The organism is Ruegeria sp. BG3 (assembly GCF_056538485.1).
In genome coordinates this window covers 193825-220231 of record NZ_JBQFTE010000001.1, presented here as the reverse complement: position 1 = coordinate 220231, position 26407 = coordinate 193825, and the positions used below count along the sequence as shown (strand labels likewise).

The 26407-nt window shown below is 58.7% G+C and carries 30 protein-coding genes; 17 read left to right on the top strand and 13 right to left on the bottom strand.

All coding sequences use genetic code 11. The annotated features are described in order from the left end of the window. Nucleotides 1-90 precede the first annotated feature (90 nt). The 5 genes from ACR0AI_RS01120 (at nucleotide 91) to ACR0AI_RS01100 (ending at nucleotide 4263) form a co-directional block, all read left to right on the top strand. A complete protein-coding gene (locus tag ACR0AI_RS01120) occupies nucleotides 91-729 on the top strand; it encodes a lysoplasmalogenase (protein ID WP_480671293.1) in 639 nt (212 codons plus the stop codon). Nucleotides 730-788: 59 nt separating this feature from the next. After that, nucleotides 789-1862, top strand: coding sequence for a signal recognition particle-docking protein FtsY (gene ftsY / locus ACR0AI_RS01115; protein ID WP_480671295.1), 1074 nt, complete (start codon nucleotides 789-791; stop codon nucleotides 1860-1862). Between the two features lie 86 nt (nucleotides 1863-1948). Continuing rightward, nucleotides 1949-2851 (top strand): DMT family transporter, encoded by a 903-nt coding sequence (locus ACR0AI_RS01110; protein ID WP_170376353.1) that lies wholly within the window; start codon nucleotides 1949-1951, stop codon nucleotides 2849-2851. A 16-nt stretch (nucleotides 2852-2867) separates the two neighbouring features. Then, nucleotides 2868-3473: an inner membrane-spanning protein YciB gene (locus ACR0AI_RS01105; RefSeq protein WP_170376332.1), complete on the top strand. Its 606-nt coding sequence runs from the start codon at nucleotides 2868-2870 to the stop codon at nucleotides 3471-3473. A gap of 121 nt (nucleotides 3474-3594) precedes the next feature. Continuing rightward, complete coding sequence (locus ACR0AI_RS01100; protein ID WP_170376330.1) at nucleotides 3595-4263, top strand: Crp/Fnr family transcriptional regulator; 669 nt, start codon at nucleotides 3595-3597, stop codon at nucleotides 4261-4263. Nucleotides 4264-4482: 219 nt separating this feature from the next. On the opposite strand, the gene ACR0AI_RS01095 is transcribed toward ACR0AI_RS01100, so the two are convergent. The 6 genes from ACR0AI_RS01095 to rpiA all read right to left on the bottom strand — a co-directional run bounded on the left by ACR0AI_RS01095 (nucleotide 4483) and on the right by rpiA (nucleotide 10665). Further along, complete coding sequence (locus ACR0AI_RS01095; protein ID WP_480671642.1) at nucleotides 4483-5919, bottom strand: Do family serine endopeptidase; 1437 nt, start codon at nucleotides 5917-5919, stop codon at nucleotides 4483-4485. 185 nt (nucleotides 5920-6104) lie between these two features. After that, entirely contained in the window at nucleotides 6105-6299 is a 195-nt protein-coding gene (locus ACR0AI_RS01090; RefSeq protein WP_170381551.1) for a DUF2065 domain-containing protein, read from the bottom strand. Beyond that, on the bottom strand, nucleotides 6299-7177 hold the full coding sequence (hflC, locus tag ACR0AI_RS01085) for a protease modulator HflC (protein ID WP_170470136.1): 879 nt from the start codon (nucleotides 7175-7177) through the stop codon (nucleotides 6299-6301). Before hflC ends, ACR0AI_RS01090 begins: the two co-directional genes overlap by 1 nt. Then, nucleotides 7177-8322, bottom strand: coding sequence for an FtsH protease activity modulator HflK (hflK, locus tag ACR0AI_RS01080; protein WP_170376323.1), 1146 nt, complete (start codon nucleotides 8320-8322; stop codon nucleotides 7177-7179). The genes hflC and hflK overlap by 1 nt, the downstream gene beginning before the upstream one ends. Nucleotides 8323-8394: 72 nt before the next feature. Next, the gene (gene gor / locus ACR0AI_RS01075) at nucleotides 8395-9753 is read right to left on the bottom strand and encodes a glutathione-disulfide reductase (protein WP_170470144.1); all 1359 of its coding nucleotides are present in this window, start codon (nucleotides 9751-9753) and stop codon (nucleotides 8395-8397) included. A 123-nt stretch (nucleotides 9754-9876) separates the two neighbouring features. Further along, nucleotides 9877-10665: a ribose-5-phosphate isomerase RpiA gene (gene rpiA / locus ACR0AI_RS01070; protein WP_480671299.1), complete on the bottom strand. Its 789-nt coding sequence runs from the start codon at nucleotides 10663-10665 to the stop codon at nucleotides 9877-9879. Nucleotides 10666-10834: 169 nt separating this feature from the next. Here rpiA and ACR0AI_RS01065 point away from each other — a divergent pair, with 169 nt between their 5' ends. From ACR0AI_RS01065 to ACR0AI_RS01050, 4 genes are read left to right on the top strand one after another with little or no spacing between them, the layout of a single operon-like run. Beyond that, nucleotides 10835-11536 (top strand): glutathione S-transferase family protein, encoded by a 702-nt coding sequence (locus ACR0AI_RS01065; RefSeq protein ID WP_480671644.1) that lies wholly within the window; start codon nucleotides 10835-10837, stop codon nucleotides 11534-11536. 1 nt (nucleotide 11537) lies between these two features. Further along, on the top strand, nucleotides 11538-12911 hold the full coding sequence (locus ACR0AI_RS01060; RefSeq protein WP_480671301.1) for an L-serine ammonia-lyase: 1374 nt from the start codon (nucleotides 11538-11540) through the stop codon (nucleotides 12909-12911). Between the two features lie 21 nt (nucleotides 12912-12932). Beyond that, complete coding sequence (locus tag ACR0AI_RS01055; protein ID WP_480671303.1) at nucleotides 12933-13349, top strand: GFA family protein; 417 nt, start codon at nucleotides 12933-12935, stop codon at nucleotides 13347-13349. 45 nt (nucleotides 13350-13394) lie between these two features. Further along, nucleotides 13395-14309, top strand: coding sequence for a DMT family transporter (locus ACR0AI_RS01050; RefSeq protein WP_480671305.1), 915 nt, complete (start codon nucleotides 13395-13397; stop codon nucleotides 14307-14309). Here the strand turns inward: ACR0AI_RS01050 and ACR0AI_RS01045 are convergent. Continuing rightward, on the bottom strand, nucleotides 14254-14961 hold the full coding sequence (locus ACR0AI_RS01045) for a thiamine diphosphokinase (RefSeq protein WP_480671307.1): 708 nt from the start codon (nucleotides 14959-14961) through the stop codon (nucleotides 14254-14256). The two genes, ACR0AI_RS01050 and ACR0AI_RS01045, sit on opposite strands and share 56 nt — an antisense overlap. A gap of 123 nt (nucleotides 14962-15084) precedes the next feature. Between ACR0AI_RS01045 and ACR0AI_RS01040 the strand changes: the two genes are divergently transcribed. Together ACR0AI_RS01040 and ACR0AI_RS01035 are read left to right on the top strand one after the other, a co-directional pair. After that, nucleotides 15085-16716 carry a hypothetical protein gene (locus tag ACR0AI_RS01040; protein WP_480671309.1) on the top strand — a complete coding sequence of 544 codons (1632 nt, stop codon included), beginning with the start codon at nucleotides 15085-15087 and terminating at the stop codon, nucleotides 16714-16716. Nucleotides 16717-16894: 178 nt separating this feature from the next. Continuing rightward, complete coding sequence (locus ACR0AI_RS01035; RefSeq protein WP_480671311.1) at nucleotides 16895-17455, top strand: N-acetyltransferase family protein; 561 nt, start codon at nucleotides 16895-16897, stop codon at nucleotides 17453-17455. A gap of 291 nt (nucleotides 17456-17746) precedes the next feature. On the opposite strand, the gene ACR0AI_RS01030 is transcribed toward ACR0AI_RS01035, so the two are convergent. The 6 genes from ACR0AI_RS01030 to nthA form a co-directional block, all read right to left on the bottom strand. After that, nucleotides 17747-18505 (bottom strand): porin family protein, encoded by a 759-nt coding sequence (locus tag ACR0AI_RS01030; RefSeq protein ID WP_480671313.1) that lies wholly within the window; start codon nucleotides 18503-18505, stop codon nucleotides 17747-17749. A 32-nt stretch (nucleotides 18506-18537) separates the two neighbouring features. Then, nucleotides 18538-18774: a DUF2842 domain-containing protein gene (locus ACR0AI_RS01025; RefSeq protein ID WP_480671315.1), complete on the bottom strand. Its 237-nt coding sequence runs from the start codon at nucleotides 18772-18774 to the stop codon at nucleotides 18538-18540. Continuing rightward, complete coding sequence (locus ACR0AI_RS01020; protein ID WP_170487726.1) at nucleotides 18774-20069, bottom strand: adenylosuccinate synthase; 1296 nt, start codon at nucleotides 20067-20069, stop codon at nucleotides 18774-18776. Before ACR0AI_RS01020 ends, ACR0AI_RS01025 begins: the two co-directional genes overlap by 1 nt. Before the next feature lie 219 nt (nucleotides 20070-20288). Continuing rightward, nucleotides 20289-20618 (bottom strand): nitrile hydratase accessory protein, encoded by a 330-nt coding sequence (locus tag ACR0AI_RS01015; protein ID WP_480671317.1) that lies wholly within the window; start codon nucleotides 20616-20618, stop codon nucleotides 20289-20291. Continuing rightward, the gene (nthB, locus tag ACR0AI_RS01010; RefSeq protein WP_480671319.1) at nucleotides 20615-21292 is read right to left on the bottom strand and encodes a nitrile hydratase subunit beta; all 678 of its coding nucleotides are present in this window, start codon (nucleotides 21290-21292) and stop codon (nucleotides 20615-20617) included. The genes ACR0AI_RS01015 and nthB overlap by 4 nt, the downstream gene beginning before the upstream one ends. After that, nucleotides 21289-21903 (bottom strand): nitrile hydratase subunit alpha, encoded by a 615-nt coding sequence (gene nthA / locus ACR0AI_RS01005; protein ID WP_480671321.1) that lies wholly within the window; start codon nucleotides 21901-21903, stop codon nucleotides 21289-21291. The genes nthB and nthA overlap by 4 nt, the downstream gene beginning before the upstream one ends. 150 nt (nucleotides 21904-22053) lie before the next feature. Between nthA and secG the strand changes: the two genes are divergently transcribed. The 6 genes from secG to ACR0AI_RS00975 all read left to right on the top strand — a co-directional run bounded on the left by secG (nucleotide 22054) and on the right by ACR0AI_RS00975 (nucleotide 26403). Then, on the top strand, nucleotides 22054-22419 hold the full coding sequence (gene secG, locus ACR0AI_RS01000; protein ID WP_170376300.1) for a preprotein translocase subunit SecG: 366 nt from the start codon (nucleotides 22054-22056) through the stop codon (nucleotides 22417-22419). A gap of 160 nt (nucleotides 22420-22579) precedes the next feature. Further along, complete coding sequence (locus tag ACR0AI_RS00995) at nucleotides 22580-24223, top strand: CTP synthase (protein ID WP_170487733.1); 1644 nt, start codon at nucleotides 22580-22582, stop codon at nucleotides 24221-24223. Between the two features lie 96 nt (nucleotides 24224-24319). Then, nucleotides 24320-25096 (top strand): isocitrate lyase/PEP mutase family protein, encoded by a 777-nt coding sequence (locus tag ACR0AI_RS00990; RefSeq protein WP_480671324.1) that lies wholly within the window; start codon nucleotides 24320-24322, stop codon nucleotides 25094-25096. A 63-nt stretch (nucleotides 25097-25159) separates the two neighbouring features. After that, nucleotides 25160-25453 carry a DUF1330 domain-containing protein gene (locus ACR0AI_RS00985; RefSeq protein WP_480671326.1) on the top strand — a complete coding sequence of 98 codons (294 nt, stop codon included), beginning with the start codon at nucleotides 25160-25162 and terminating at the stop codon, nucleotides 25451-25453. A gap of 42 nt (nucleotides 25454-25495) precedes the next feature. After that, entirely contained in the window at nucleotides 25496-25945 is a 450-nt protein-coding gene (locus tag ACR0AI_RS00980) for a tellurite resistance TerB family protein (RefSeq protein ID WP_480671328.1), read from the top strand. Between the two features lie 20 nt (nucleotides 25946-25965). Further along, a complete protein-coding gene (locus tag ACR0AI_RS00975; protein WP_480671330.1) occupies nucleotides 25966-26403 on the top strand; it encodes a tellurite resistance TerB family protein in 438 nt (145 codons plus the stop codon). The last annotated feature ends 4 nt before the right edge of the window (nucleotides 26404-26407 follow it).

Sequence of the window (26407 nt, the reverse complement as noted above, 5' to 3'; positions counted from 1 at the left end):
CCACGCCGGTATTCGCCTGCCCCCACGTCATTATTGTGCCGCGTGCCACCGCAAAGAACAGTGGTCCCGAACACGACAAAGGGGACCGATGTGACATACCTGCTATTCTGGCTCGCCGCCGCTTGCGCTTTGGCCTATTTGCCGCTGTCCTCGCTCCCGGCAAGCGTACTCCGTACCGTTTTGAAGACTGCGTCGGTTGCTGTGCTGGCCCTCGTAGCCCTCCTCAGCGGCGGCGTAACCTTGCTGATTGTCGCCTTGGGCCTCTGCTCGGTTGGGGATGCTCTGCTGTCGCGAGAGTCAGACACCACCTTCATGGCAGGCATCGGCGCGTTCGCTGCGGGCCATATCGCTTATATCGCGCTGTTCCTAACGCACCCTGGCAGCGACATTGACCTCATTCTGGAACGGCCGGGATATTTCTGGTCGCTCCTCATGCTGGGGATCGTTGCCGCCACTTTACTGGCCCCGCGCGCCGGAGAGCTGAAACTCCCGGTTCTGCTCTACATCCCAATCATCCTCTGCATGGGCGTCGCGGTCCTGTCTTTGCCCGACACCGGAATGCTGCGTTGGGCGTTGCCTGCGGCACTGGCATTCATAGCGTCAGACCTCGTGCTTGCGACCGAGAAGTTTCTGCTAGCCCACGACCACCCGGCGCTGAAGCTAACGCCCTATCTGGTCTGGCCGCTATATTGGGCTGCGCAGGCTGGATTGCTGATCGCTTTCACCTGACCCTTTGCAACTCCGGCAAATCCACATTAGGTGGAGGGGAACACCTGCGGAGACCGAAAATGGCGTTTTTTTCAAAGCTGAAGGACAAGCTGTTCAAATCCTCATCCCGTCTTGAGGAAGGGCTGGACGCCATTGTCGAAGACGGAGGCGAGGAAGCTACCGTGCTTGAGCCTGTGGCGCAAACGCCAGAACCCGCCCCGCAGCCGCAGGAAACCGCTCCGCAACCCGAAGACCAACCCGCATCCAGTGGGTTGCTGGGTCGCCTGTTCAGCCGTACGGAAACCAAGGCCGAAATCCGCCGGACCCTGGATGACGATATGCTGGAACAGCTCGAAGAGCTTCTGATTGCCTCCGACATGGGCGTCGACACGGCCCTGCGCGTCACCTCGAACATGGCTGAAGGGCGCTTTGGCCGCAAACTCTCGTCCCGAGAGATCAAGCAACTGCTGGCGCAGGAAGTGGCCCGCGTGATGGAGCCGGTCGCCCGCCCCCTGCCAATCTACCCCAAACGCCCGCAAGTGGTTCTGGTGGTTGGCGTCAACGGCTCGGGCAAGACCACAACCATCGGCAAACTGGCCAGCCAGTTCAAATCCGCGGGCAAGAAGGTCGTGATCGCCGCCGGAGACACCTTCCGCGCCGCCGCCGTAGAACAACTGCAGGTTTGGGGTGACCGCGCTGGCGTCCCGGTTCTGACCGCGCCCGAAGGCTCGGACCCCGCAAGCCTTGCCTTTGACGCCCTGACCAAAGCGCAAAAGGACGGTGCCGACCTTCTGATGATCGATACCGCAGGCCGCCTGCAAAACCGAGCCGACCTGATGGAGGAACTGGCCAAGATCGTCCGCGTGATCCGCAAGGTCGATGAGACCGCGCCGCACAACACGCTGCTTGTGCTGGATGCGACCACGGGCCAGAACGCCCTCAGCCAGGTGGAAACCTTCCGCAAACTCGCCGATGTGTCGGGCCTTGTGATGACCAAACTGGACGGCACAGCCAAAGGCGGCGTGCTGGTCGCGCTGGCCGACAAGTTCGGCCTACCCATCCACGCCATCGGCGTCGGAGAGCAAATAGACGACCTCGCCCCGTTCGACCCGGAAGAATTCGCGGCCGCGTTAACAGGCCTCGACCAAAACTGATCCGCCTCTTCATCTGGCTGAAAATATCCTCGGGGGTCTGGGGGCAGACGGCCCCCAGCCTCGTCACACTGGACAAGTTCTGACAATTGAGCGACTGGCTGATCTCACTCGAAGGCACCGAAGCGGGCCACACCCTCGCCCTGGGCCTCGCCTTGATGGCCGCCTTCCTGCACGCTGTCTTTGGAGCACTGCAAAAGGGCCGCCACGATCCGTGGCTGTCTCGCGGGGCCATCGACGCCTGCTATTGTCTGATGGCCATCCCCTTTGCCCTATTCGTCGTGCCATGGCCCGAACCCTATATGTGGCCGATCTTCGGCATCGTCTGGCTGATCCACATCACCTACAAGATCCTTCAGGCCTTGGCCTATACCAAAGGCTCCTACACGGTGGTCTACCCGGTCGTTCGCGGCACCGGCCCGCTTTTCACTGTGATCGGAGCCTACCTTCTGTTCGGAGAAACCTTCACAGGCACGCAATGGTTCGGTGTGGCCGTCCTTCTGGCCGGCATCTTCGGGCTGGCCGCGTATAATTTCCGGTTTCTGGAAACCAATCGTGAGACTCTAGGCATCGCTCTCACCCTGGCGATTGCCACCGGTCTCTTCGTAGCGCTCTACACGACCTATGACGCCTATGGCATCCGCGCCACCGCTGATCCGTTCACCTTTCTGGCCTGGTTCTTCATGATCGACGGCTTCGCGATGCCGATCTATGCGTTCCTCAGATGGCGTGCCATGATCAACCGCCCTTCCCCAGGTCCGCTGATGCTGCGCGGGCTTGCAGGCGGCTTGATCGCGCCACTGTCATTCGGAGCCATCATGCTGGCCACCCGATTGGACAAAGTCGGAGAAGCGGCTGTACTGCGCGAAACATCAACTGTATTTGCAGCCTTGATCGGCTGGTTGGTTTTGAAAGAAACCGTTGGCCCAAGGCGCATCGCCCTGATGGCACTGATTGCATTGGGCGCTGTAATCGTTGAAATGGGCGGATGAACAGCAGGACACCAAGATGACAGGCAAAAAAGAAATCAACCCGTTTCTGAAACAGGTGCTGGAACTGGGGCCGCCTCTGGCCTTCTTCTTCATCTACCTGCGACTGCGTGATGACAGCTTTCTAATCGGCGGCATCGAATATTCGGGCTTTATCATCGCAACCATCCTCTTTGTTCCGCTGATGCTTGCGGCAATGGGCATCTTGTGGTTTCTGACAGGCAAGCTCAGCCGGATGCAGATTTTCACCGCTTTCATGGTGATCTTCTTTGGTGGCCTAACCGCCTGGTTCAATGATGAGCGGTTCTTCAAAATGAAAACCACGCTGGTCTACGGGTTCTTCTCGGTCATTCTGGGGATCGGTTTGCTTCAGGGCAAGTCCTACCTCGCCTACGTTCTGGACGAGATGCTACCGATGAAACACGAAGGTTGGATGATCCTGACGCGGCGCCTCTGTGCTTGCTTTGCCGTTCTGGCCATCGCCAATGAGATCGTCTGGCGCACCATGTCCACCGATCTGTGGGTCAAGATCGAAACCTTCGCTTTTCCCATCGCGCTAATGGCCTTCCTGATGTACCAGTTCCATCGCCTGCAAAGCTATCTGGAAGACCCCGATCGCCAGTAGTCGACCCAAAGCCCCTTTGGTATCAGTTTGACACTCATCCAAGGAAACCACTTGGCTTGTTGACCTTGCTGTGAATAATTGAGTAACCACTCACCATCCTACTCCGGAGATTAGTACCCGAATGGCGGTATTCCCAAATAGCGGCTTCCTGTCCGATGCATCCGAAGGGCTGCGCGAGATGCTCTCGGCGCTGGCGACGGAAATCTCTTTGGATAAAAACGAAACCCTGTTCGATCAGGATGACGAAGGCGATGCGCTTTATGCCATCGTCGAAGGGACGCTCGAAGTGTCCTTCCTGGCGATGAGCGGCCGGAAGCTGGCGCTGACGCTCATGCGTCCGGGCGAGGTCTTCGGTGAGATTGCCCTGTTCGACAGCGGCCCTCGCACGGCCACTGTAGCGGCGGCAGAACCCTCTCGGGTTCTGCGCGTGCGTCGCAGGGACGTGATGGAGCAAATCCGCCAACATCCCGATCTTGCGGTTGATATGGTCCGTCTGGCCGGATTGCGGATGCGGTCGATGAGTTCACAGTTGAACGAGCAGGTCTTTCTGCCGATGCCGATTCGACTGGCGCGCAAACTGCTGCACCTGTCGTCTCTGCAGGACGATCCCACCGAACGCATTACCCTGTCGCAAAGTGAATTGGCCGAATTCGTTGGGGCCACGCGTGAGGCCGTCTCGAAAACCATTTCGATCTGGAAACGGGACAATGTGGTCGAGGCATCGCGGGGCGGATTGCTGATCCACGACATCGAAGCTTTGCGCGCGTTGGCTGAATCGGACCTGATCTGACCTTTTGTGATCTTGTTCACAGACGACTCGGAAGTCAGTGCGCTAGGGTAAACCTGTTACCGTAGGAGGTCAGTAATCATCCCCGATATCTGTCCACTGATCTCTCCCTGTACCTAAGCCATATGCCCAAAAGGCATATGGCTTATTTTCTTTCTGCCGGATCAAAACTGAAAAAGGCCAGGGAAATCTCCGGCCCTTTTCGGTAGCTCTGTTATTAGCTTAGTTCTCAAGGCTCAGCGCGACGAAGCGAGGGTCGCCGCCACGGCGTACCAACAGCAGCAGTGATTTGCGCCCGGCTTCGGTAGCTTCTTCAATACGCGCCTCGAGGTCACTGAAGGATTCGACCTTCTGCTGTCCAGCTTCGGTGATCAGGTCACCCGCGCGCAGACCCTTGGCAAAGGCCTCCGAGGCTTCGTCAACCTCGGTCACAACCAGACCGTCCGCCTCGGCATCGAGGCCCAAGTCTTCACGCAGCGTATCTGTCAGCGGAGAAATAGTCAGGCCGAGAATGTCAGCGTTTTCATCGGTTGGCGCGTCCGGAGTATCTTCCTCACTCGTTTCGGCACGCTCCGCATCCTCACGGCGCCCGAGAGTGACCAGAATAGTCTGAGTACCACCATCGCGATGTACCACCACACGAACTGATTTGCCCACGGTCGTCTCACCGACTTGTCGTACCAGACCGCGCGTATCTTCAACCTCGACCCCGTCAAAGCTGAGGATCACGTCACCTGCTTTCAGACCGGCCTCTTTCGCAGGACCCTCCGGTACATCGCTGATCAATGCGCCACCGGGTTTATCCAGACCCATCGCCTCAGCCATATCTTCAGTCACGTCCTGAATCCGTACACCCAGCCAACCACGACGGGTTTCGCCGAACTCACGCAGCTGGTCGACGACCTTGGTCACGACATTGGAGGCCATCGAAAACCCGATACCGATCGAGCCGCCGTTGGGCGACAGAATCGCAGTGTTCACGCCAATGACCTGACCATCCATGTTGAACAGGGGACCACCCGAGTTGCCCCGGTTGATCGCCGCATCGGTCTGAATGTAGTCGTCATAGGACCCGCTCAGCGCGCGGTTACGGGCCGAGACGATCCCCGCCGAAACCGAGAACCCCTGCCCCAGCGGGTTGCCCATGGCAATCACCCAGTCGCCAACACGCGCCGTGTCGCTGTCGCCGAACTGTACATATTGGAGAGGGCCCGAAGCCTCGACTTTCAACAGAGCGATATCGGTTTTCTCATCCGTGCCGATCACTTTGGCAGGCAGTTCCTTCACGGGTTGACCATCACCGGGGAAGAATTCGATCAGGATCTCATCGGCCTCGGCGATCACATGGTTATTGGTTACAATAAAGCCGTCTTCCGAGATCACGAACCCCGACCCCAGCGCATTGCTGCGGCGCGGTCGGTCGCCATTATCGCCGTTGCGATCCTGAAACTCGCGAAAGAAATCTTCGAATGGAGAGCCCTCGGGCACGATCCCCTGCGGCCCGGTCTGGCCTTCGATCAGGGTCGATGTGGTGATATTGACCACCGCCGGGCTGATCTGTTCCGCCAGCGGCGCAAGGCTTTCCCCACGCGCATACGCCGCAACTGTTTGCGCTGCGATCAGAACCATCGCTCCGAAGGCCAGCCACATCAGTCGCATGAAACCAACACTGTCGTCCCGCCGGACGGAAATACTGCGCGCTTGTGCCTGCACTTGGGAACTCCTTGTCGTCAATTTCTTACAGACCGCCCTAAGGCAGACTATCTTTCCACCCAATGTAGTCGGTTTGATCACGCTCGCAACTGAGGATCGCGGGGAAATCACCGGCAAGTGAGGTCAAAGGGTCAAAACCCCAGCTGATAGGCGCCCCAAAGCAGCACAAGACCGCTGACAACGCAGAGCAGCCCTGCCAAACGCCGCGCCTGTTCTGGCAGCGTGCGCAGCGCCTCTAACATACGTTCAATAAGCGAAGGGGCCAGCGCATAGGCCAGCCCCTCGACAATCAGCACCAGCCCGAAGGCCAGAAGGATCATACCCATTACTGGGTCGCCTGCCCGGTGGGCGATTTCAGGTAGTTGAAGAACTCCGAATCCGGGCTGAGGACCATCGAGCTGTTCCCGCCCTGCAGTGCACGCTCATAGGCGGACAGCGAGCGGTAGAACTCAAAGAACTCTGGATCTTGTCCAAACGCTTCAGCGAAGATCGCGTTGCGTTCGGCGTCTGCCTCACCGCGGATGATCTCGGCCTCGCGGTTGGCGTCCGAAACCAGTTCAACCACGGTTCGGTCAGCCTGCGCACGAACACGCTGAGCGGCTTCGTTACCACGGGCGCGTTCGTCGGTCGCTTCACGTTCCCGTTCGGCTTTCATCCGGTCAAACGTTGCCTCAAGGTTCGCCTGAGGCAGGTCGGTTGCTTTCAGGCGCACGTCGATGACATTGACACCCAGCGCGCGTGCTTCGGCAATTGCGCTGTTGCGGATCCGCAGCATCAGAGCCGCACGGTCAGAGCTGAGGATATCCCGCGAGGAGACCGAACCCAGAACTTCCCGAGTTTCCGCACGAAGGATACGGTCCAGACGGTCCTCGGCCACCGGAATACCGCCAACACCGACGGCCTGACGGAACTGCTCCAGATCTGAAATCCGGTAGCGCGCAAAGGCATCAACCACCAGACGACGGTCATCAAGAGGTGTTACCTCAAGCGGCTGCACGTCGATCGAGAGGATGCGGTCATCATAGCGCACAACCTCTTGAATCAGAGGGATTTTAAACGCTAATCCGGGCTCTTCCTTGACCGCTACAACGCGACCAAACTGCAGAACCAGAGCGCGTTCACGCTCATCCACGATGAAGATCGAGGACAGAACACCGACAATCGCGAGGAAGACGACGGGTAGGATAAATGTCGTTTTACGCATCAGTTGCTCTCCGCTGCAGGGGTACGACGCAGTTCGTTCAACGGCAGGTACGGCACAACGCCCTGCCCCGAGCCACCGGTGTTTTCGTCCAGGATAATCTTGTCCACGTCACCCAGAACCTGCTCCATACGCTCCAGGTACAAACGCTTGCGGGTCACATCTGGTGCTTTGGAGTATTCCTCCAGAACCGCGCTGAAGCGGCTGGCCTCACCCTGTGCACTGTTGATCTGCTGGGCGCGATAGGCTTCGGCCTCTTCCAGAACCTGAGCGGCTTCACCGCGCGCTTCCGCGAGAACACGGTTAGCATAGGCATCCGCGACGTTCTGCAGACGGTCCCGTTCCTGCGCAGCGGCCTGAACATCACGGAACGCGGCAATCACGTCCTGCGGCGGGTCAGCCTTGTCGAAGTTCACGCGGACGATGTTCACGCCCGAATCGTAGCTGTCCATTGTCTGCTGAATCAGCTCTTGCAGTCGTTCTGCGATAATGCCGCGGTCTCTGTTCAGGATCGGAGCAAGCTCGCTTTGCGCGATAATCTCACGCATCGCAGATTCCGACACCGCCTGAATCGTTTGGCGCGGGTCACGCAAGTTAAAGAGGAACTTGGCGGGATCGTTGATATTCCAAACGACCTGATAGTCGATATCGACCACGTTTTCGTCACCGGTCAGCATCAGACCATCGTCACTGCCACGCGCGCCGCCCATGTCTTCGTTCTGTTCCCGTGTAACGGGGATGACTTCAGCAGTTACGAACGGCCAAGGCGCAAAGTTCAGACCGGGATTTCCAACAGCCGAGAATTCGCCAAGGAACAGTTCAACCGACTGTTCTTCGGGCTTAACGGTGTAAAAGCTGGCCGCAGCCCAGAGGCCGATCGCGACCAATGCGCCAATCGCCACGGTTCCCTTGGTAAAGATCGGACCACCGCCGCCACCGCCTGAACCGTTGCTGCCACGGCCGCCGCCGCCACGACCGCCCATGAGGACGCGCAGCTGCTCTTGCCCTTTTTTCATCAGCTCATCGATCTCGGGGATCTGCGGGCTCTCCCCTTCGGGAGGCTTGCGCCCGTCACCGTTGTTACCCCGATTTCCTCCACCACCAGAGGAGCCTCCGCCCCCCCAGGGGCCACCGCTGTTGCCCGCCATATGTGTCTATTCCCTTGTGTTTGACCGTGTGATCACGGTGTTCCTTGTAACTTGGTTGCGCGCAGTTGCAAATCAAGCCGTGCGTACAGGTTGCCGCATTGTCACCAGTTCTTCGGCCATGACCGGGTGAACTGCAACCGTGCGGTCGAAATCTTCCTTGGTCGCGCCCATTTTGACGGCAATGCCCGCCAACTGGATCATCTCACCCGCGCCAGGTGCCACGATGTGGCAACCCAACACCTTGCGCGTCGCTTGAGACACGATCAGCTTCATCAGAACCCGCTGAGTGCCACCGGCAAAGGATTTCTGCATCGGCTTGAACGACGTCGCATAGACCTCAATCGGTTCCTGCGCGGCCGCCTCTTCCTCGCTGAGGCCCACGGTGCCGAATTCGGGCTGGGTGAAAATCGCGGTCGGGATCAGCTCATGATCCACTGGGGTCGGGTTGCCTTTGAAGACGGTTTCGACAAAGGCCATGCCTTCGCGGATCGCAACCGGGGTCAGATTCACTCGGTCGGTCACATCACCAATCGCGTAGATCGAGGGCACGCCGGTTTGGCTGTATTCATCCACAACGATCTCGCCCTTGCGGCCACGCGCGACGCCCACGTCCTCAAGCCCCAGGTTATCCGCATTCGGAGTGCGCCCGGTGGCATACATGACCACGTCGAAATGATCCTCGGTCCCGTCGGTGGCTTTGACCCGGATCTTGTCGCCCTCTTTCGTCATCTCTAGCACATTGGTGCCCAGACGCACGTCGATACCGTTCTGGCGCATCTCTTCACAGATCAGGCCACGCGCTTCTTCGTCAAAGCCACGCAGGATCTGCGCACCGCGGTAGAACTGAGTGGTCTTGACGCCCAACCCGTTCATGATCCCGGCAAATTCACTGGCGATATAGCCGCCGCCGACGATCAAGATGCTTTCGGGCAGCTTCTCAAGGTGGAAGATTTCATTCGAGGTGATCGCCAGATCCGAGCCGGGAAAGTCTGGAACAACCGGACGACCACCCGTCGCAATCAGGATATGCTTGGCAGTTTTGCGTGTGCCATCGGCCAATTCAACCGTATGCGGATCGACTACATGGGCGCGCTGATCAAAGCTCTCGACACCGTTGTTTTTCAGTATGTTGCGGTAGATACCTTCCAGCCGATCCAGTTCCGTCACCAGCTTGTCGTGGAAGGTGTTCCAGTTGAACGCTCCGGGCTGAATGTCCCAGCCATAAGCCTGCGCGTCACCGACCATCCCCGAATATTCGCTGGCGAAGACCATCAGTTTCTTTGGAACGCAGCCACGGATAACGCAAGTGCCGCCGTATCGATCCTCTTCCGCCAGAGCCACTTTGGCGCCGTTTTCGCCCGCCGCTACGCGCGCCGCGCGGACCCCGCCCGAGCCTCCGCCGATTACGAAGAGATCATAGTCAAAGCTCATGCTGGGTTCCTTCATTCAGCTTGCAAAATTCTTTGGATATCTGGGCGCGAAAACCGCCCTGCCAACCCCCAAAGGCGCAAATTTCGGTATATTTTGCCACGTCTTCGGGATGCCGCCTTCCACTCAGTCGGAAAAATCCGAAAACAGGTTGTCCTTGGTGCCCCCAAGGAACTGGTCCAGTTCAACGGTTCCGGCATTGATGTCGCGCAGCTCGACCCGGCCATCCCCGTAGCCCACAATGACCTTGTCGCAGATGTCTATGAACAGCCCGTTCTCAACCACACCCGGCACCTGGTTCAAAACCAGCGCCATCTGCCGCGCATTACCGATCCGCTGCAAATGCAGGTCGAGAACATGGTTGCCCTCATCGGTCACAAATGGGGCCTCACCATTCATCCGAAGGGCTGAGTTCGTGCCAAGCACATCCATCGTGTCCAGAACTTCTTCGATCAGTGTTCGAGTGGTTTGCCAGCCAAAAGGGATCACCTCGACCGGCAGCGGGAATGCGCCGAGCGTTTCGACCTCTTTCCCGGCATCGGCGATCACCACCATCTGGTCGCTGGCAGTTGCCACGATTTTTTCCTGTAGATGCGCACCGCCTCCGCCTTTGATGAGGTTCAGATCACCGTCGAACTCATCCGCGCCGTCAATCGTCAGGTCCAACCATCCGGCCTGATCCAGCGACACGACCTCGATCCCGACTTCACACGCCAGTTGCGCGGTTCGGGTCGAGGTGGGTACGCCCTTGATGCGCAGGCCTTCTTGCTGGACACGCTCGCCCAGACGGCGAACAAGCCAGGCGGCGGTCGAGCCGGTGCCCAAACCCACCCGCATTCCGTCTTCGACCATGTCGGCCGCGCGGTACGCCGCAACGTATTTGGCTGTGTCGATTGGCGACAAATCCGCGGTCATTGGCAGTCTTCCCCAAATAGTCTGCAAGACTTATATGCAATGCTCCACCCAACTTCGAGACCCAATTCACGTCGCCCGGATGCGAAAGATGTCGCTCAATTGCGCGTTTCCTATCGGAAACGTCGCAAACAAGGCTTTTCCGGTTTCCGTTGCTGTATATCTAGTCCGTATGATGACGCCCTATCGCCTGCATTATGCCCCTGACAACGCCTCGCTGGTGATCCGGCTGGTGCTGGACGAAATGAGCCAACCCTATGAGACGGTGCTGGTTGATCGTCGTCAGAACGCACAGGACAGTGCGGCCTACCGGGCGCTGAACCCGAACGGGCTGATCCCGGTTCTCGAAACCCCTCAGGGGCCGATATTCGAGACGGCAGCCATTCTGCTGTGGTTGGCCGATAGCCATGGGCAACTTGCACCCGCTTCGAACAGCCCTGACCGGGCCGCCTTTCTGAAATGGCTGTTTTTCGCGTCTAACACGCTCCACGCCGATCTGCGCATCCTGTTCTATGCCGAGAAATACATCGCCCCCGAACAGGCCGAGACCCTGCGGGCCGGAATACGCCCAAGGCTACGCACCCATCTGAAAAATCTGGACGCAGTCGCTGCGCAGACACCGGGTTGGCTCAACGCTGATCGGCCTTCAGTTCTGACATACTATATCGCGTGCATGATGCGTTGGATGGCGCTTTACCCATCCAATGCGGACCGCAGCTGGTACCAACTGGCCGATACGCCCTATCTTCAGCGCATCCTGACACAGCTAGAGATGCGTCCCGCAACGCGAACGGCCATAGCCGCCGAAGGTCTTGGGGCCACGCCGTTCACATCACCCATTTATGCCAACCCTCCTGAAGGCTCAGCTATCTGACATGTTCCTCTCTGTCTTCGATATGTTCAAAGTGGGCATCGGCCCGTCCTCCTCCCACACCATGGGTCCCATGGTGGCCGCCGCGCGTTTTCTGGACATGATGCGTGCATCGCCGTTTGAATTTGCCGGGCTGCGCGGCTCACTACACGGCTCGCTGGCCTTTACCGGAGTGGGTCATGCCACCGACCGCGCCACCATCCTTGGCCTCGCCGGATTCGTGCCGGACACATATGACAATGACAAGGCCGAGGCCGCGCTGGCCGCAATTGCTGAGACGCACACGGTAACGCCCGAAGGGCTACCGACGCTGACCTTCAACCCAAAGACCGATCTGGTCTTTGACTACGACCACAATCTGCCCGGCCACGCCAACGGTATGATCCTGATGGCAGCCGACGCGCAGGGCGATGTGATACTGCGGCAGGTCTTCTACTCGATCGGCGGCGGCTTTGTTCTGACCGAAGAGGAACTGGCCGCTGGCAAAGCCACCGACGAAGGCGCCCCAGTGCCCTTCCCCTTCAAATCGGCTGTCGAGATGTTGGAGATGGCCAAGTCCAGCGGCAAATCCATTGCTGAAATGAAACGCGCCAACGAAATCGCACGTGGCTGCGCGGATAGCTTTGCCAAAGGCTCTGCTCGGCTGTGGCAGGTGATGAACGACTGTATCGAGCGTGGCCTGACCACCGATGGCACCTTGCCCGGTGGCCTCAGCGTGCGTCGCCGTGCCAAGGGTATATATGATGCGCTTATGGCCGAGCGTGGCATGAACCTAACCGCACCGCATACAATCAACGATTGGATGAGCGTCTATGCCATGGCCGTGAACGAGGAAAACGCGGCCGGAGGTCAGGTGGTCACCGCGCCAACCAACGGCGCGGCAGGTGTTCTGCCTGCAGTACTACGTTATTACCTCGACCACGTACCCGGCGCGTCGGAAAGCCATATCGAGGATTTCCTTCTGACCGCAGCCGCCATTGGGGGGCTGGTGAAATTCAACGCCTCGATCTCGGGGGCCGAGGCCGGATGTCAGGCCGAAGTGGGCAGCGCCTCGGCGATGGCCGCGGCTGGTCTATGCGCGGTGATGGGCGGCACGCCCGAGCAGGTGGAAAACGCCGCCGAAATCGCGCTGGAGCATCATCTGGGTATGACCTGCGATCCGGTTGCAGGACTGGTTCAAGTGCCGTGCATCGAGCGCAACGGCCTTGGCGCGATCAAGGCCGTTTCGGCCGCGTCACTTGCTTTGCGCGGGGATGGGCAGCATTTTGTACCTCTGGACGCTGTGATCGAAACCATGCGTCAGACCGGGCATGATATGCATGAGAAGTACAAGGAAACCTCATTGGGTGGTTTGGCCGTAAACGTCCCGAACTGCTGAGGCCAGACAGGAGGCAGCGCGATGCGTGGACATTGTTTGTGTGGCAAGGTCGCGTATGAAGTTGATCCTCCGGTCTTGTCCTGCGTCTCATGCCATTGCGACAGTTGCCGCCGCCAGTGTGCCGCTCCGATGACGACCTATTTCGGGGTGCGCGACGGCCAGTGGCGCTGGACCGGAGAAGAACCGAAGCGCTTCAACTCTTCGCCTGGAGTCGAGCGGAGCTTCTGCCCACATTGTGGAACTCCGATCTCGTTTCGGTCGACCAAGATGTCGGACGTTCTTCACCTTTACGTAGCGACTCTAGAGAGCCCCGAAGCCTTGGAGCCAACTCTTCATGTGTCACACGAAGAAAAGCTGACGTGGCTGAAACTGGGCGATGATTTGCCCACCTGCATCGGCCCGGACTACACCAAGGTTCAACCCCTTCCGAAGGCTTGAGAACAGAGCTTTTCTCGGCCTTGGGAAACCGCTAGCGTCGCGCTCATGACTCAGGATCGTCCCGTATTCGGCATCGTACTGATGCTTGGTTTCTGTGTGCTCGCCCCGATGGGGGATGCGCTGGCAAAGCTGTTGGGGGAAACAACCCCACTGGCGCTGTTGGTTTTCGTACGTTTTGCCATTCAGGCGGCGATCCTTGTGCCCTTGGTCGTGTTTACCGGCAGGCCATGGCGCATGCGGGGCCGTATTCTGCGACTAACCGTGATCCGCACACTTTTGCACATCGCGGGCATCACCGCGATGTTCTCGGCGTTGCAATTCCTTCCCTTGGCGGACGCGGTCGCCATCGCCTTCGTGATGCCCTTCATCATGCTGTTGCTCGGGAGATACATACTGAACGAAGAGGTCGGGCATCGCCGCCTTGCGGCCTGTATCGTCGGGTTCGCCGGAACCCTTCTGGTCATTCAACCCAGCTTTGCCGAAGTCGGGCTCCCCGCGCTTTTGCCCCTGATCGTTGCTGTTGTGTTTGCCTTGTTCATGCTGGTCACACGCCAGATCGCCAAAGAGACCGACCCGATGTCGCTGCAAGCCGTATCGGGTGTGTTTGCCACGATCATGCTTCTGCCGCTTCTGATCTGGGGAACGCGGTCCGAAATCTGGGAGCTGTCCTTTACCCTCCCCTCGGGCAACGAACACTGGCTGCTTCTGTCCATCGGGATATTGGGAACCGTCGCGCATCTGTTAATGACGTGGTCGCTGCGCTATGCGCCCTCGGCCACGCTGGCACCGATGCAGTATCTTGAAATCCCCGTCGCCACCCTGATCGGCTGGATGATCTTTCACGACCTGCCGAACGGTCTGGCCGCGCTTGGCATCCTGATCACGATCGCAGCAGGGCTCTATGTTATTCTGCGCGAGAGGGCCACGGCGCGCTCTGCCCCGACTGAAACGCCTGCATGACCTGATCCAACGCGCTGCGCGGTACCATCACCAACATTCCCGGACCGTCCATCTGAAGTTCAAGCTTCGAAGTGACACGATTCGAGGTACCCACCTGCCCGCTCGGATCGAAGTGAAGCCCCTCGATCGGCCACTCCAACCCGCGACTGCGCCCGGTGACGTGTTTCAGAGGAAAGAGAGAGACAACCGCGCCCGGTGTCAGATCCAACACGATGTTGGGCGGTGCGTGGAACACTACCTCATGCGCGCCGATCAGCACGCAGGCCTTGTCCGGATACCGGACCAGAGTGTTCAAGACCGCCAATTGATGGTCTAGCCGCCCTCCCAGAAATCCAGCCCCCAACACCAAGGTGGCCTGCACGTTCCGCAGCGCCTTGTCGAAATCCGTGCTGTCCTGTTCCGCAATCGGAAAAAGGCGATCCTTGGGAATGCGATTTCGGACTTCGGGAGACAACGAATCGAAATCACCAATCACGGCATCCGGAATACGCCCCGAATCAACCAGAACCGAGGCTCCTCCGTCTGCCGCGACCGCAATAGTGACGCGATTCAGCACCAAATTCAGGTCTTCAGGGCCGATCTGTCCCCCTCCAAACAGCCCGATTGGGCCATTTGAACGTACAATTGCCCCATTTTTTCTCAGATTGATCATTTTTCCCGGATTTGGACACATTGAGACCACAAAATGATAGGTTCATGCAGTTAGTTCCGAGTCGATCGGGTTGCCCCTGTCCGGGCGGATCGGCTCAGTTAGTTTGTAAAGGACGCATGTCTGATGGTACAGAACAACAAGGTATTGACCGTTTCCTATGGGACTTTCTCGTGCACTTTGGAAGGGTTCGACGACTCTTTCGAGACTATGAAAGCCATAGCCGAATACTTCCGCGATCTTGCGGCAGAAGACAGATACTTTGGTTCTGAACCCCCGCAACCTGACGCCGAAATGCTGACTCGGATTGCTCAGCGCGACAACGCGCAACAAGTTGAAGCACGCCCGAGCGATACCGGCCTGCTTCTGCGCGCCACGGAAACGCCCCCTCGTACTGAAACGCCCGCTTTCCAGGACACGCCCCCCGGCCCCAAAGCGACCCTGCCACAGGATAACGCCATGCCCCAATCGCCCGATCTGAATGTTGTCCAGCCGACCCCCTCTGCGACACCTGAAACAGACACTGCCGCATCTTTCTTCTCCGATGCTGCGCCGATCGATGCCGACGCGGGCCCGGCGCCCGATAGCCTGGCCGCTAAACTGCAACGCATCCGCGCGGTCGTTTCCCATTCGGATGTGGACACGGACAGCTATGCCGAGGAAGAGGTCGCCCCCCTAACGGCCGACGCCCCCGCGCCGATGGACGCTGTCTCAGCCGCCTTTGCGGCAGGTTCGCTGAGCCCCGAAGATCTGGCCCCTCAGGCCCCGGCCCCTACCGAGGCACCTGCCGTCGAAGCCGTTGAAGAGGCACACGCGCCGGAACTGCCGGATGCGCCAGCCATGGAATCGGCGCCGCTTGATTTGCAAGATGAGACCCCAATGCAAATCGAGTTTAAAGACTCAGAGGAAGAAGAGGCCCCCGAGGTGATCTTCGACGAAGACACCGAGACTGCGACCGATGACGGCGATGAGGTTGAGAATATCCTTAGCCCAGCAGGCGAAGCAGAAGACGACCAGCAAGGTGTTCTGACCGCTGAGGATGAAGAAAGCCTGTTCCTCGAGATTGACGAGATCGAAGAGGAAATGGACGCGCAAGCGACCATGGCGTCCTCGGATCTGGATCAGGATGTCTCGCGCCTCATGGCAAAAGCAGATGAGCAGATGGACGACCCGGACGCCAGCGGCACACGTGAGGCCTATTCCCACTTGCGTACGGCCGTTGCTGCAACCTCGGCGGAAGATGTGGCCAAGCAGGCCGCGACTGATGAAGAGTATCGTGGCGATTTGGCCTCGGTCGTCAGCCCCCGCCGTCCGGATGACGTTCAGGTCACCAGCAAACGCCCTGATGCAGACATGGCGGCCCCACTGAAGCTGGTCGCCGAGCAGCGTATTGACGCGCCCAACGCGGATACAGGCCCGGTGACCCCCCGCCGTGTCACCTCGGATCAGTCCGAGGACGCGTCAGAAGAAAGCGGCTTTGCACAATTTGCACAGGATCAGGGCGCGCAGTCTTTGTCCGACCTTCTCGAAGCGGCTGCGGCCTATTTGTCCTTCATCGAAGGGCAGGAACAGTTCTCGCGCCCGCAATTGATGAACAAGGTTCGCTCGCTGAAACAGGATGAGTTCAATCGCGAAGAAAGCCTGAAGTCCTTCGGGCAGCTTCTGCGCGACGGCAAAATCGAAAAAGCTGGCGGAGGGCGCTTTGCGGCCTCAAGTGACATCGGTTTTCGCCCGGAAGGTGAGCGCGCCGTAGGCTGATATCCTTCATTTCGCTATCGAGAGTGGGTCGGAGATTTCTTCGACCCATTTTCTTTTTGCACTTACCCTACGGAATCTCGATGCGGACATGATGTCGCTATGCTGCAATGCAGAAAAATGATATCGTCTGAGTAAAGGTAACAGATCTTTCAGTTCGTGTTCAAATCAAGGCTCCGCCATGTATGAACTACCAATTCGACGCCTCAGAGCATTCGACAAGCCCAAAATAGAAAGCCATTTCAAGAGTCTCGATGCAGAAGCGCTGACGTCTCGATTTGGCGTTCCGGTCAGCCCGGCCTTTGTTGAGGCGTACCTTGCAGGCATATTCAAAAATTCTGCGCTGGTATTTGGCGCGTTCCCCGATTCCTGCCTGCGCGGTGTCGGAGAATTGCGGGCTGTTCCCGACAGCCACAACCATGTGGCTGAACTGGCCTTCACCGTTGAAACCGTCTGGCAGGACCTGGGGATCGGCGATGCACTGCTGTCGCGGATAGTCACTGCAGCCCGCAATCGTGGATTTCGCGAAGTCCACATGTTGTGCCTTGCCACCAATCAAAAAATGCGCCGTCTGGCTGCAAAACACGAGGCCGAGCTGAAACTGACGACAGGACAGATCGAGGCGACCCTGACGGCGCCTTGGCCCACCCCCTTCAGTGTCGCCGAAGAAATCTCGGGCGAGTATCATGCCATGGCCCGAGCGATCCTAAGCTGGCCGGGAAACGATCGGCGAACCGGCTAGGGACAGACTTAGACGCGAAGCGCCTTTAACGATCAAATGCGCCAATAGAACCGGACCGCCCTAAGCCGAAACTTCGGGCTTGCCCTCATCTTACTGTCTCAGTGTCGCGCCGAAAAATGACGCGAGCCTGTGACCCAAGCGGAGATATTGATCAGTCGGGCTTTTGGTCCGGGTCTTCTTTTCCGACACCCTTGAACAGGAACTTAATAGCATCATAGTCAACAAAAGGCCGGGTCTTTGCTCGGCCTTTTTTTGCACCACAAACCATGACACCGCATATTCGGTGAAAGATCAGAAGTTGAACGCAAGCGCGACGTAAGGCCCTGTCAGGATCAGGTCTATGACTTCTCCGCCGTCTTCGAAATCAACGCTCAAATGGCGATACCCACCAGCGACATTTACCCGGTCCGTCCACTTCCAAGAAGCCTGAAGAACGGCTTCCCACTGAAAACTCGAGCCAACATCGAATCCGCCGATATTGCCCATTGCGGCGAGGGTCCAACGCGGATTGACCGCATGCGTATGTCGGGCGCCGACTATAGGGTCTGTCCAACTCTGATCTGTACTTGCGGTAAAGCCGCTTACCGTCGTGGACAGGTCCAAATCCCAGTGCCGCAATCCACCAAATAGTTCGGTTCTGGACTGATCTTTTTTCGAAACGGTATAGCCGACTACAGCCGAAACCATGATACCGTCCAATTCCCACTCGGCGCCGAGGCCGAAGGGCCCGTCCACTTCGTCGCCGAGGTTGAGATAGTTGAACTCTCCACCAATCGCCCACGGACCATTTCGCGCCTCACCCGCGATCAGGAATGCGCTGTTGAGAATATTGAAGATAGAAGTACTGCCGTCTACCGGTGGGTTTCGACCGATATCAAGTGATGTTCGGAAATCCGGCCCCCAGATATACGGCGCTATGGTGTATTCCCACTCGCTTGCTTTCGCCGGACTAGTCAGGGCAAGCCCACCCAAAAGCACAGAAACAATGCTCTTTTTGTTAAATTCTAGAAACATAATCTGCCCCAATTTAGCTTGGGGGCAGAGTGTCATGGCAGTCGCACCAAAGCAACTACCGCTTGAGTTCAGGACTCGTCCGGGCCTTCTTTCCCAACACCCTTGAACACGAACTTGAAGGGCAAAGCCCACAGGATGCCCAGCGCAACGTAAACCAGCAGCTCAAGCCAGATCGGAGGACGATCAAGCCAGTTCACCACCGTGACCACGGCGACAATATAGACAGGCAGGCCAATCACCAGAATGAACAGAGACCAACGCCTGCGCGCCTTGTAGCTAAGGCCGGGTGTCTTTTCGCCCGACATCAGTCTGCAAACGGGTCGGTCACCAGAATGGTGTCGTCCCGCTCCGGGCTGGTGGACAGCAGCGCCACTGGGCATTCGATCAACTCTTCGACCCGGCGCACGTATTTGATCGCGTTTGCGGGCAGATCCGCCCAGCTGCGCGCGCCTTCGGTGGATTCGCTCCAACCGGGCATCTCTTCGTAGATGGGCGTGCAGCGCGCCTGCTGATCGGCTGCGGTCGGCAGATAGTCCAGACGCTCGCCATCCAACTCATAGCCGGTGCAGATCTTGAGCGTTTCGAACCCGTCCAGCACATCCAGTTTGGTGAGAGAGATCCCGTTCACCCCGCTCGTCGCGCAGGTCTGGCGCACCAGACAGGCATCGAACCAGCCGCAACGGCGCTGACGACCGGTGGTCGTGCCGAATTCGTGGCCACGCTCGCCCAGTCGCTGACCGTCAGCATCCTCAAGCTCGGTCGGGAACGGCCCCTCCCCTACACGGGTGGTGTAGGCTTTGACGATTCCCAGCACGAAGTCGATCGAGCCCGGCCCGATCCCCACACCGGTCGCCGCTTGACCGGCAATCACATTCGAGGACGTCACGAAAGGATAGGTGCCAAAGTCGATATCCAGCAGCGCACCTTGCGCGCCTTCGAAAAGGATACGTTTGCCCGCCTTGCGCTTTTCGTTGAGAACCTTCCAAACCGGAGCCGCAAAAGGCAGAATTTCCGCTGCAATTTCTTTCAGCTGCGCCAAGAGAGCATCGCGGTCAACAGGTTCAATCCCCAGACCTTTGCGCAACGGGTCGTGGTGCTGCAACGCACGATCAACACGGGCTTCCAGCGTCGCCTCATCAGCGAGATCAGCTACTCGCACCGAACGGCGACCGACCTTGTCTTCATAGGCTGGCCCAATCCCACGCCCCGTTGTACCAATCTTGGTCCCCTTGCTCGCGGCTTCCTCGCGCGCGCGGTCCAGCTCACCATGGATCGGCAGAATCAGAGGGGTGTTCTCGGCAATCATCAGCGTCTCAGGCGTGATCTCAACGCCCTGAGCGCGCACAGTCGCGATTTCTTTGACCAGATGCCACGGGTCCAGAACCACGCCATTGCCGATCACGCTCAGCTTACCGCCACGTACAACGCCCGAGGGCAAAGCGTGCAGTTTGTAGACCTCGCCATCAATAACCAGAGTGTGGCCGGCATTGTGCCCGCCCTGAAAACGCGCGATCACGTCCGCCCGCTCGCTGAGCCAGTCGACGATCTTGCCTTTTCCTTCGTCACCCCATTGGGCGCCGACAACAACCACGTTGGCCATATCCGGTCCTTTTCGCGAAAAGATATCAAACTCGGCTGATATAACGAGGCTCAGACGGTAGGGAAACCGATATTTCGCCGCATCTGCAAATCGCGCTGTGCGCGATGCCTCCGGCGGGGATATTTTTAGCCAAATGAAGAACGGATCCCCTGCTTCATCTGGTCGAAAATATCCCGGGGGAGTCGCCAAAGGCGGCGGGGGCAGCGCCCCCAACTCGCTTTACGGCAAACGGACCGGTTTGCCATGAGGCGTGGTCAAATAAGCCTTTTCCCAAGCACCCTGCAGCAAGGTGACCTCATCCGAGCGTGCATCGCCTTTTTCGGCCAACAGGGCTTCAAGGGTTTCAAGCCATGCGTGGAAGTAGTCTTCCCCGCCATCCAGTTCTTTGTTCAGGCCGTTCCGTTTCAACGTGTTCGAAAACCGGGCGGCCCAGTCGGGCCAGTCAAAACGCCCCGCTTCGTTCAACGCAACGGTGACCGCAAAGACCTGCGCATGCCAGGGCTCTAAGAACACAGGCTCTGGCGCGGAGGCTGTGATGCAGTTGCTCATGCAGGCTCCAGATAGGATTGCCACAGATCCAGCACCACCTCATCCTTGGGGTGTTCCGGATCGGCCCATAGCTCGGACGCCAGGAAAGATACGGCATAGAGAGGTTCTGGGGCCTCTCCCAGCCCGTGGGCATTGGAATCGGGTAGAACATGCGTTCCGTGCAGGCGAACGATCCGCCCTTGGGCCCCAGCGGCATAGTTTGGCAAACGTGTGTGCCCACCATCTACCAAACGGTTCGCGGCGGGTCGCACTGTTTTCACCATCTGCCCGACCTCGAACTGCGCCGCGATGTTCGAGTTGCGGTCCGCAGGGCCGCCTTTGGCCAATGCAGCTGCGACGGCTTGCGCTTTCAACATACGTTCTGCCAGTGGATGATCCTCGACCGAGGTTTCTCCGCGCAGGTCTTCGAGGGTCAGCACCCCTTTGCCGACCAACAGATCGGCCAGCCCAGAGATCCATTTCTCATAGTAGGAAAACCGGGTGTAGTCTTTCGGCGACAGCTGCTCACGCGCGTGGCGCGATGTGTCAATGTTCCATTTCCCCAAAAAGCCCGAGGCCAGCGTTACGGCCAAGGCCCGCGCGTGCCAGTCTTCGGCAAAGATGGGAGCGTCTTCAGCTTCCGGGTTGATCGGGCCATCGCCAAACCGCCCTCCCATATCGTGAACGCGCGTCATGACACCTCCTTGGGCAGACCAGTACCAATCATGCTATCGCGCGTGACCAAAGCCGCGAGGTCCTCTTCGCCCAACTCTTCTGTCCCCTCGGGACGCATGGGCAGCACAAGGTAGCGAATCTCGGCCGTGGAGTCCCAGACGCGTACCGCCGTATCCTCGGCGAGCGTGACACCAAACTCGGCCAGGACCTTACGCGGTTCGCGCACGGCGCGGGCGCGGTAGGCGTCGGATTTATACCAGCCGGGCGGAATACCCAGCAGCGGCCACGGGTAGCAACTGCACAGCGTACAAACGACCATGTTGTGTTGCTCCGGCGTATTTTCGACCACCACCATATGTTCGCCCTGACGACCATAGTAGCCAAGCTCGGCCACGACCGGCGTTGCATCTTCAAGCAATGCAGCCTTGAACGCAGGATCGCTCCAAGCCTTGGCGACAACGCGCGCGCCGTTCTGCGGGCCAATCTTGTTCTGGTACGTGTCGATGATTTCATCCAGCGCCGCCGGGTCGATCAAACCCTTCCGGGTCAGAATCGTTTCAAGCGCTTTGACGCGCAGCGCGGGTTCGGGGGGCAACAAGGCGTGCGGGTGGTCAGAATGATCATGAGGCATGGCCGCAGGGTGCGCCAAGCTTGACCGATCTGTCCAGTCCCTTTGGCGTGATGTGCAACATCATCAACTGTGATGCCAACTCGTGACTTGCCCCCAGAACCAAACTTGCATAAGTACCACGCGATACACGCCACGCTGTACAGGACCACCATGGAAAACGTCGTTCTCATCATCCATCTTCTTCTGGCTTTGGGCCTGATCGCCGTCGTTCTGATGCAGCGGTCCGAGGGCGGCGGTCTTGGCATGGGTGGCGGTGGTGGCGGCGCCATGACAGGCCGTGCAGCTGCAACGGCTCTGGGCAAAGTGACATGGATCTTGGCCGCCTGCTTTATTGTTACCTCGATCACCTTGACGATTCTGGCAGCGCAGAAGTCCTCGGGCAGCTCGGTCATCGACCGTTTGGGCGTTCCGGCTCCGGCCGCGACTGAAGAAAGCGCGCCTGCGGTTCCGTCTGCAGATGACCTGCTGCCTCCGGCGCAGGGCGACAACGCTCCGCTGATCCCGCAGGCCGACTAAGCCACAAAACCTAGAAACCTGAAAGAGAACTGCAACAGCATCTTGCGGTTCTCTTGCGCTATTGGCGCGAATCCTTTATACGTGAAGTCCCGTGATGCAGCGGTTTTTCGGAACCGTCGGGCAGCTGATTTTGACGTCTCACGGGAGCAGCCGAAAAAACATGGCGCGTTTTATTTTCATCACTGGTGGTGTGGTTTCGTCCTTGGGTAAAGGACTGGCTTCGGCGGCTCTGGGATCGCTGTTGCAGGCCCGGGGATACTCGGTGCGTCTACGCAAGCTGGACCCCTATCTGAACGTCGACCCTGGCACCATGTCGCCTTTCGAGCATGGTGAGGTTTTCGTCACCGATGATGGCGCCGAAACCGACCTGGACCTTGGTCACTATGAACGCTTCACCGGTGTGGCCGCGCGCAAGACCGACTCGGTCAGCTCGGGGCGGATCTATTCCAACGTGTTGGAGAAAGAACGCCGCGGAGATTACCTCGGCAAGACCATTCAGGTGATCCCACACGTCACCAACGAGATCAAAGACTTCATCGCGATCGGTGAGGATGAGGTCGATTTCATGCTGTGTGAGATCGGCGGCACCGTGGGCGATATCGAAGGCCTGCCCTTCTTTGAAGCCATCCGTCAGTTTAGCCAGGACAAGCCGCGCGGTCAGTGTATCTTTATGCACCTGACGCTACTGCCTTATATCAAAGCCTCGGGTGAGCTGAAAACCAAACCGACCCAGCACTCGGTGAAAGAGCTGCGCTCGATCGGCCTGGCCCCCGATATTCTAGTTTGCCGGTCCGAAGGGCCGATTCCCACAAAAGAGCGCGAAAAGCTAGCCCTGTTCTGCAATGTGCGCCCCGATAGCGTGATTGCGGCGCAGGACCTGTCCACCATCTACGACGCGCCTCTGGCCTATCATAAGGAAGGTTTGGATCAGGCGGTTCTGGACGCGTTCCAGATCAGCCCTGCCCCCAAACCCGACCTGGCCAAATGGGAGGACGTGAGCGACCGCATCCACAACGCCGAAGGCGAGGTGAAGGTCGCGATTGTGGGCAAATACACCCAGCTTGAAGACGCCTATAAGTCGATTGCCGAGGCGCTGACCCATGGCGGCATGGCGAACCGCGTCAGGGTCAAGATCGAGTGGGTCGATGCCGAGGTCTTCGACCACGAAGATGCCGCCCCTTATCTGGAAGGTTACCACGCCATCCTCGTTCCCGGTGGCTTTGGCGAACGTGGTACCGAGGGCAAGATCAAAGCCGCGCAATACGCGCGCGAGCACAAGGTGCCGTATCTGGGCATCTGTCTTGGCATGCAGATGGCCGTGATTGAAGCCGCGCGCAACGCGGCTGGTATCACCGAGGCGGGCTCGGAAGAATTCGACCACGAGGCCGGCAAGAAACGGTTTGAGCCGGTGGTGTATCACCTTAAGGAATGGGTTCAGGGCAATCACAAGGTGGAACGCAAAGTGGGCGACGACAAGGGCGGCACCATGCGCCTTGGGGCCTATAACGCGGTTCTTGCCGAAGGCTCGAAAGTTGCGAATGTCTATGGTGGCACCCAGATCGAGGAACGCCACCGTCACCGCTATGAGGTCGACATCAAATATCGCGAGCAGCTTGAAAAAGCGGGCCTGAACTTCTCGGGCATGTCCCCCGACGGCCGCCTGCCCGAGATTGTCGAATGGTCGGATCATCCGTGGTTCATCGGCGTTCAGTATCACCCCGAACTGAAATCCAAGCCGTTTGACCCACATCCCTTGTTCCGCGACTTCGTGCGCGCGGCCAAGGACAGCTCTCGATTGGTCTGATCCAGTCGCTGCAACGTGATGTACCGACACAATTAAGCGCTTAGGATTCTGGCGTCATGGGATTAACTGTTGAACGAGTTTCGACAGGAGATACCCATGACGACCCAAGCCCAACGTGCTGAAACCTTCACGCGCCTGCATGTCAAAGGCGATCCGGTTATCCTGTTCAACATCTGGGACGCAGGCAGCGCCGCTGCAGTGCGCGATGCAGGCGCGCAGGCGATCGCGACGGGTAGCGCTCCGGTAGCAATGGCGCAAGGATATGCAGACGGTCAACACATCCCGCTGGAGGCCGCGCTGGACAACGCAAGGCGTATCGTCAGCGCCGTTGATCTGCCCGTCACGCTGGACTTTGAAGGCGCCTATGCCGTCGATCCTGCTGGCGTCACCGACAATACGAAACGTGCTTTGGATTGCGGTGTTGTTGGCTTCAACTTCGAAGATCAGATCGTCGGCGGAGACGGCCTTCACAGCATCCCTGATCAAGCCGCGCGAATCGAAGCGATGCGCAAGGCCTGCGACGCGGCCGGTATTCCCGCCTATATCAACGCCCGCACGGACATCTTCCTGAAAGCACCGGCCGACACGCATGATTCTACGATGCTTGAAGATGCCATAGCCCGCGCTTCGGCCTTCCAATTCGCAGGAGCCAGCGGGTTCTTTGCCCCGGGCCTGAAAGATGAGGCCATGATCCGACGGCTCTGTGAGGCCACCGAGTTACCGGTCAACATCATCGCTCTGCCAGGCACGCCGGATTCAGCGACTCTCGCCAAGCTCGGCGTGGCGCGTATCAGCTACGGCCCGGTGCCCTATCGCCAGATGATTGCGTGGCTAACCGAACAGGCGCGTCAGGCCATCGACTACGCCGGATAGGCGCAGCTTGAAATTTTTTACGCAAACTTCGTACCTTGCCCTAAACCGATACGGGAGATTTGCATGAGCAAAGGCTACTGGGTGGCCCATGTCGATGTCGAAGATATGGAGACATACAAGAACTACATCGCAGCGAATGCTGAACCCTTCTCCGCCTACGGCGCTCGCTTTCTAGTGCGCGGCGGTTCGCGCGAAGTCAGAGAAGGCGCAGCGCGGGCAAGAACGGTTGTGATCGAGTTTCCCAGCTACAAACAGGCCCTCGCCTGTTACGAAAGCGAAGGCTACCAAAAGGCCAAAGCGCTGCGCGATCCTGTCTCGCTCGGCGATCTTGTGATCATTGAGGGCTATGACGAGTAGTCTCAACTTGGCGCGCCACAAAATATGGATTAGATTGGCCTCATGTTGAAAAAATTCTTCCAAGCGTTTCGACCGCCACAGACAGAACACCTGCCCGACCCCGACGCCGAACTGGCGCTGGGTGCATTGATGGTGCGTGTTGCGCAAGCGGACCGGGACTACAAACTGGAAGAGATCAGCCTGATTGATCGCATTCTGGCCCGCCTCTATCAGCACAACGCGATCGAGGCCGCCAAAGTTCGTGCCACCTGCGAGAAACTGCACGCAGCAGCCCCGGAAACCGACACGTTCGGCAAACTGATCCGCGAAACCACCGACCTAAACGAACGCCTCGCCGCGCTGGACGCGTTGTGGGAGGTGGTGCTGGCCGATGGCGACACGGATGAGGGTGAGGTCAAGATCGTTGAAGAGGCCCGCATGGCGATGGGACTCAGCTTCAATGACAGCAAATCCGCCCGTGAACGGGTGCAAAGTCGCTTGGAAGCTCACTAACCTGCCTCTATATCTGTCTCATGTTTCGTGATTTTCTGTCCCGGCTAACACAGCCTGACCCCGACCCTCTGGCCGAAGACGACGCCCGCCTGGCGCTGACGGCGCTTTTGGTGCGCATCGCCCGGTCCGACAATGACTACGCCGACTCGGAAATGGCCCGAATCGACAAGGTCTCGGTCGAACGCTATGGCCTCTCGCCTTTCGAAGCTGCAGGCCTGCGCGCCCGCGCCGAAGACCTTGAGGCCGAGGCCCCCGATACCGTCCGCTTCACCCGCGCGATCAAAGGGGCCGTCGCCTACGATGACAGGCTGGCTGTTGTTCAGGCCATGTGGTCGGTCGCCCTCGCAGATGGGCAAAGGACTGGCGAAGAGGATTCGCTGCTGCGCCTTGTCGTCAGCCTATTGGGTGTCAGCGATGTGGATTCAGCCCTCGCCCGTCAGAAGGCAGCCAACGCGTGAAAGC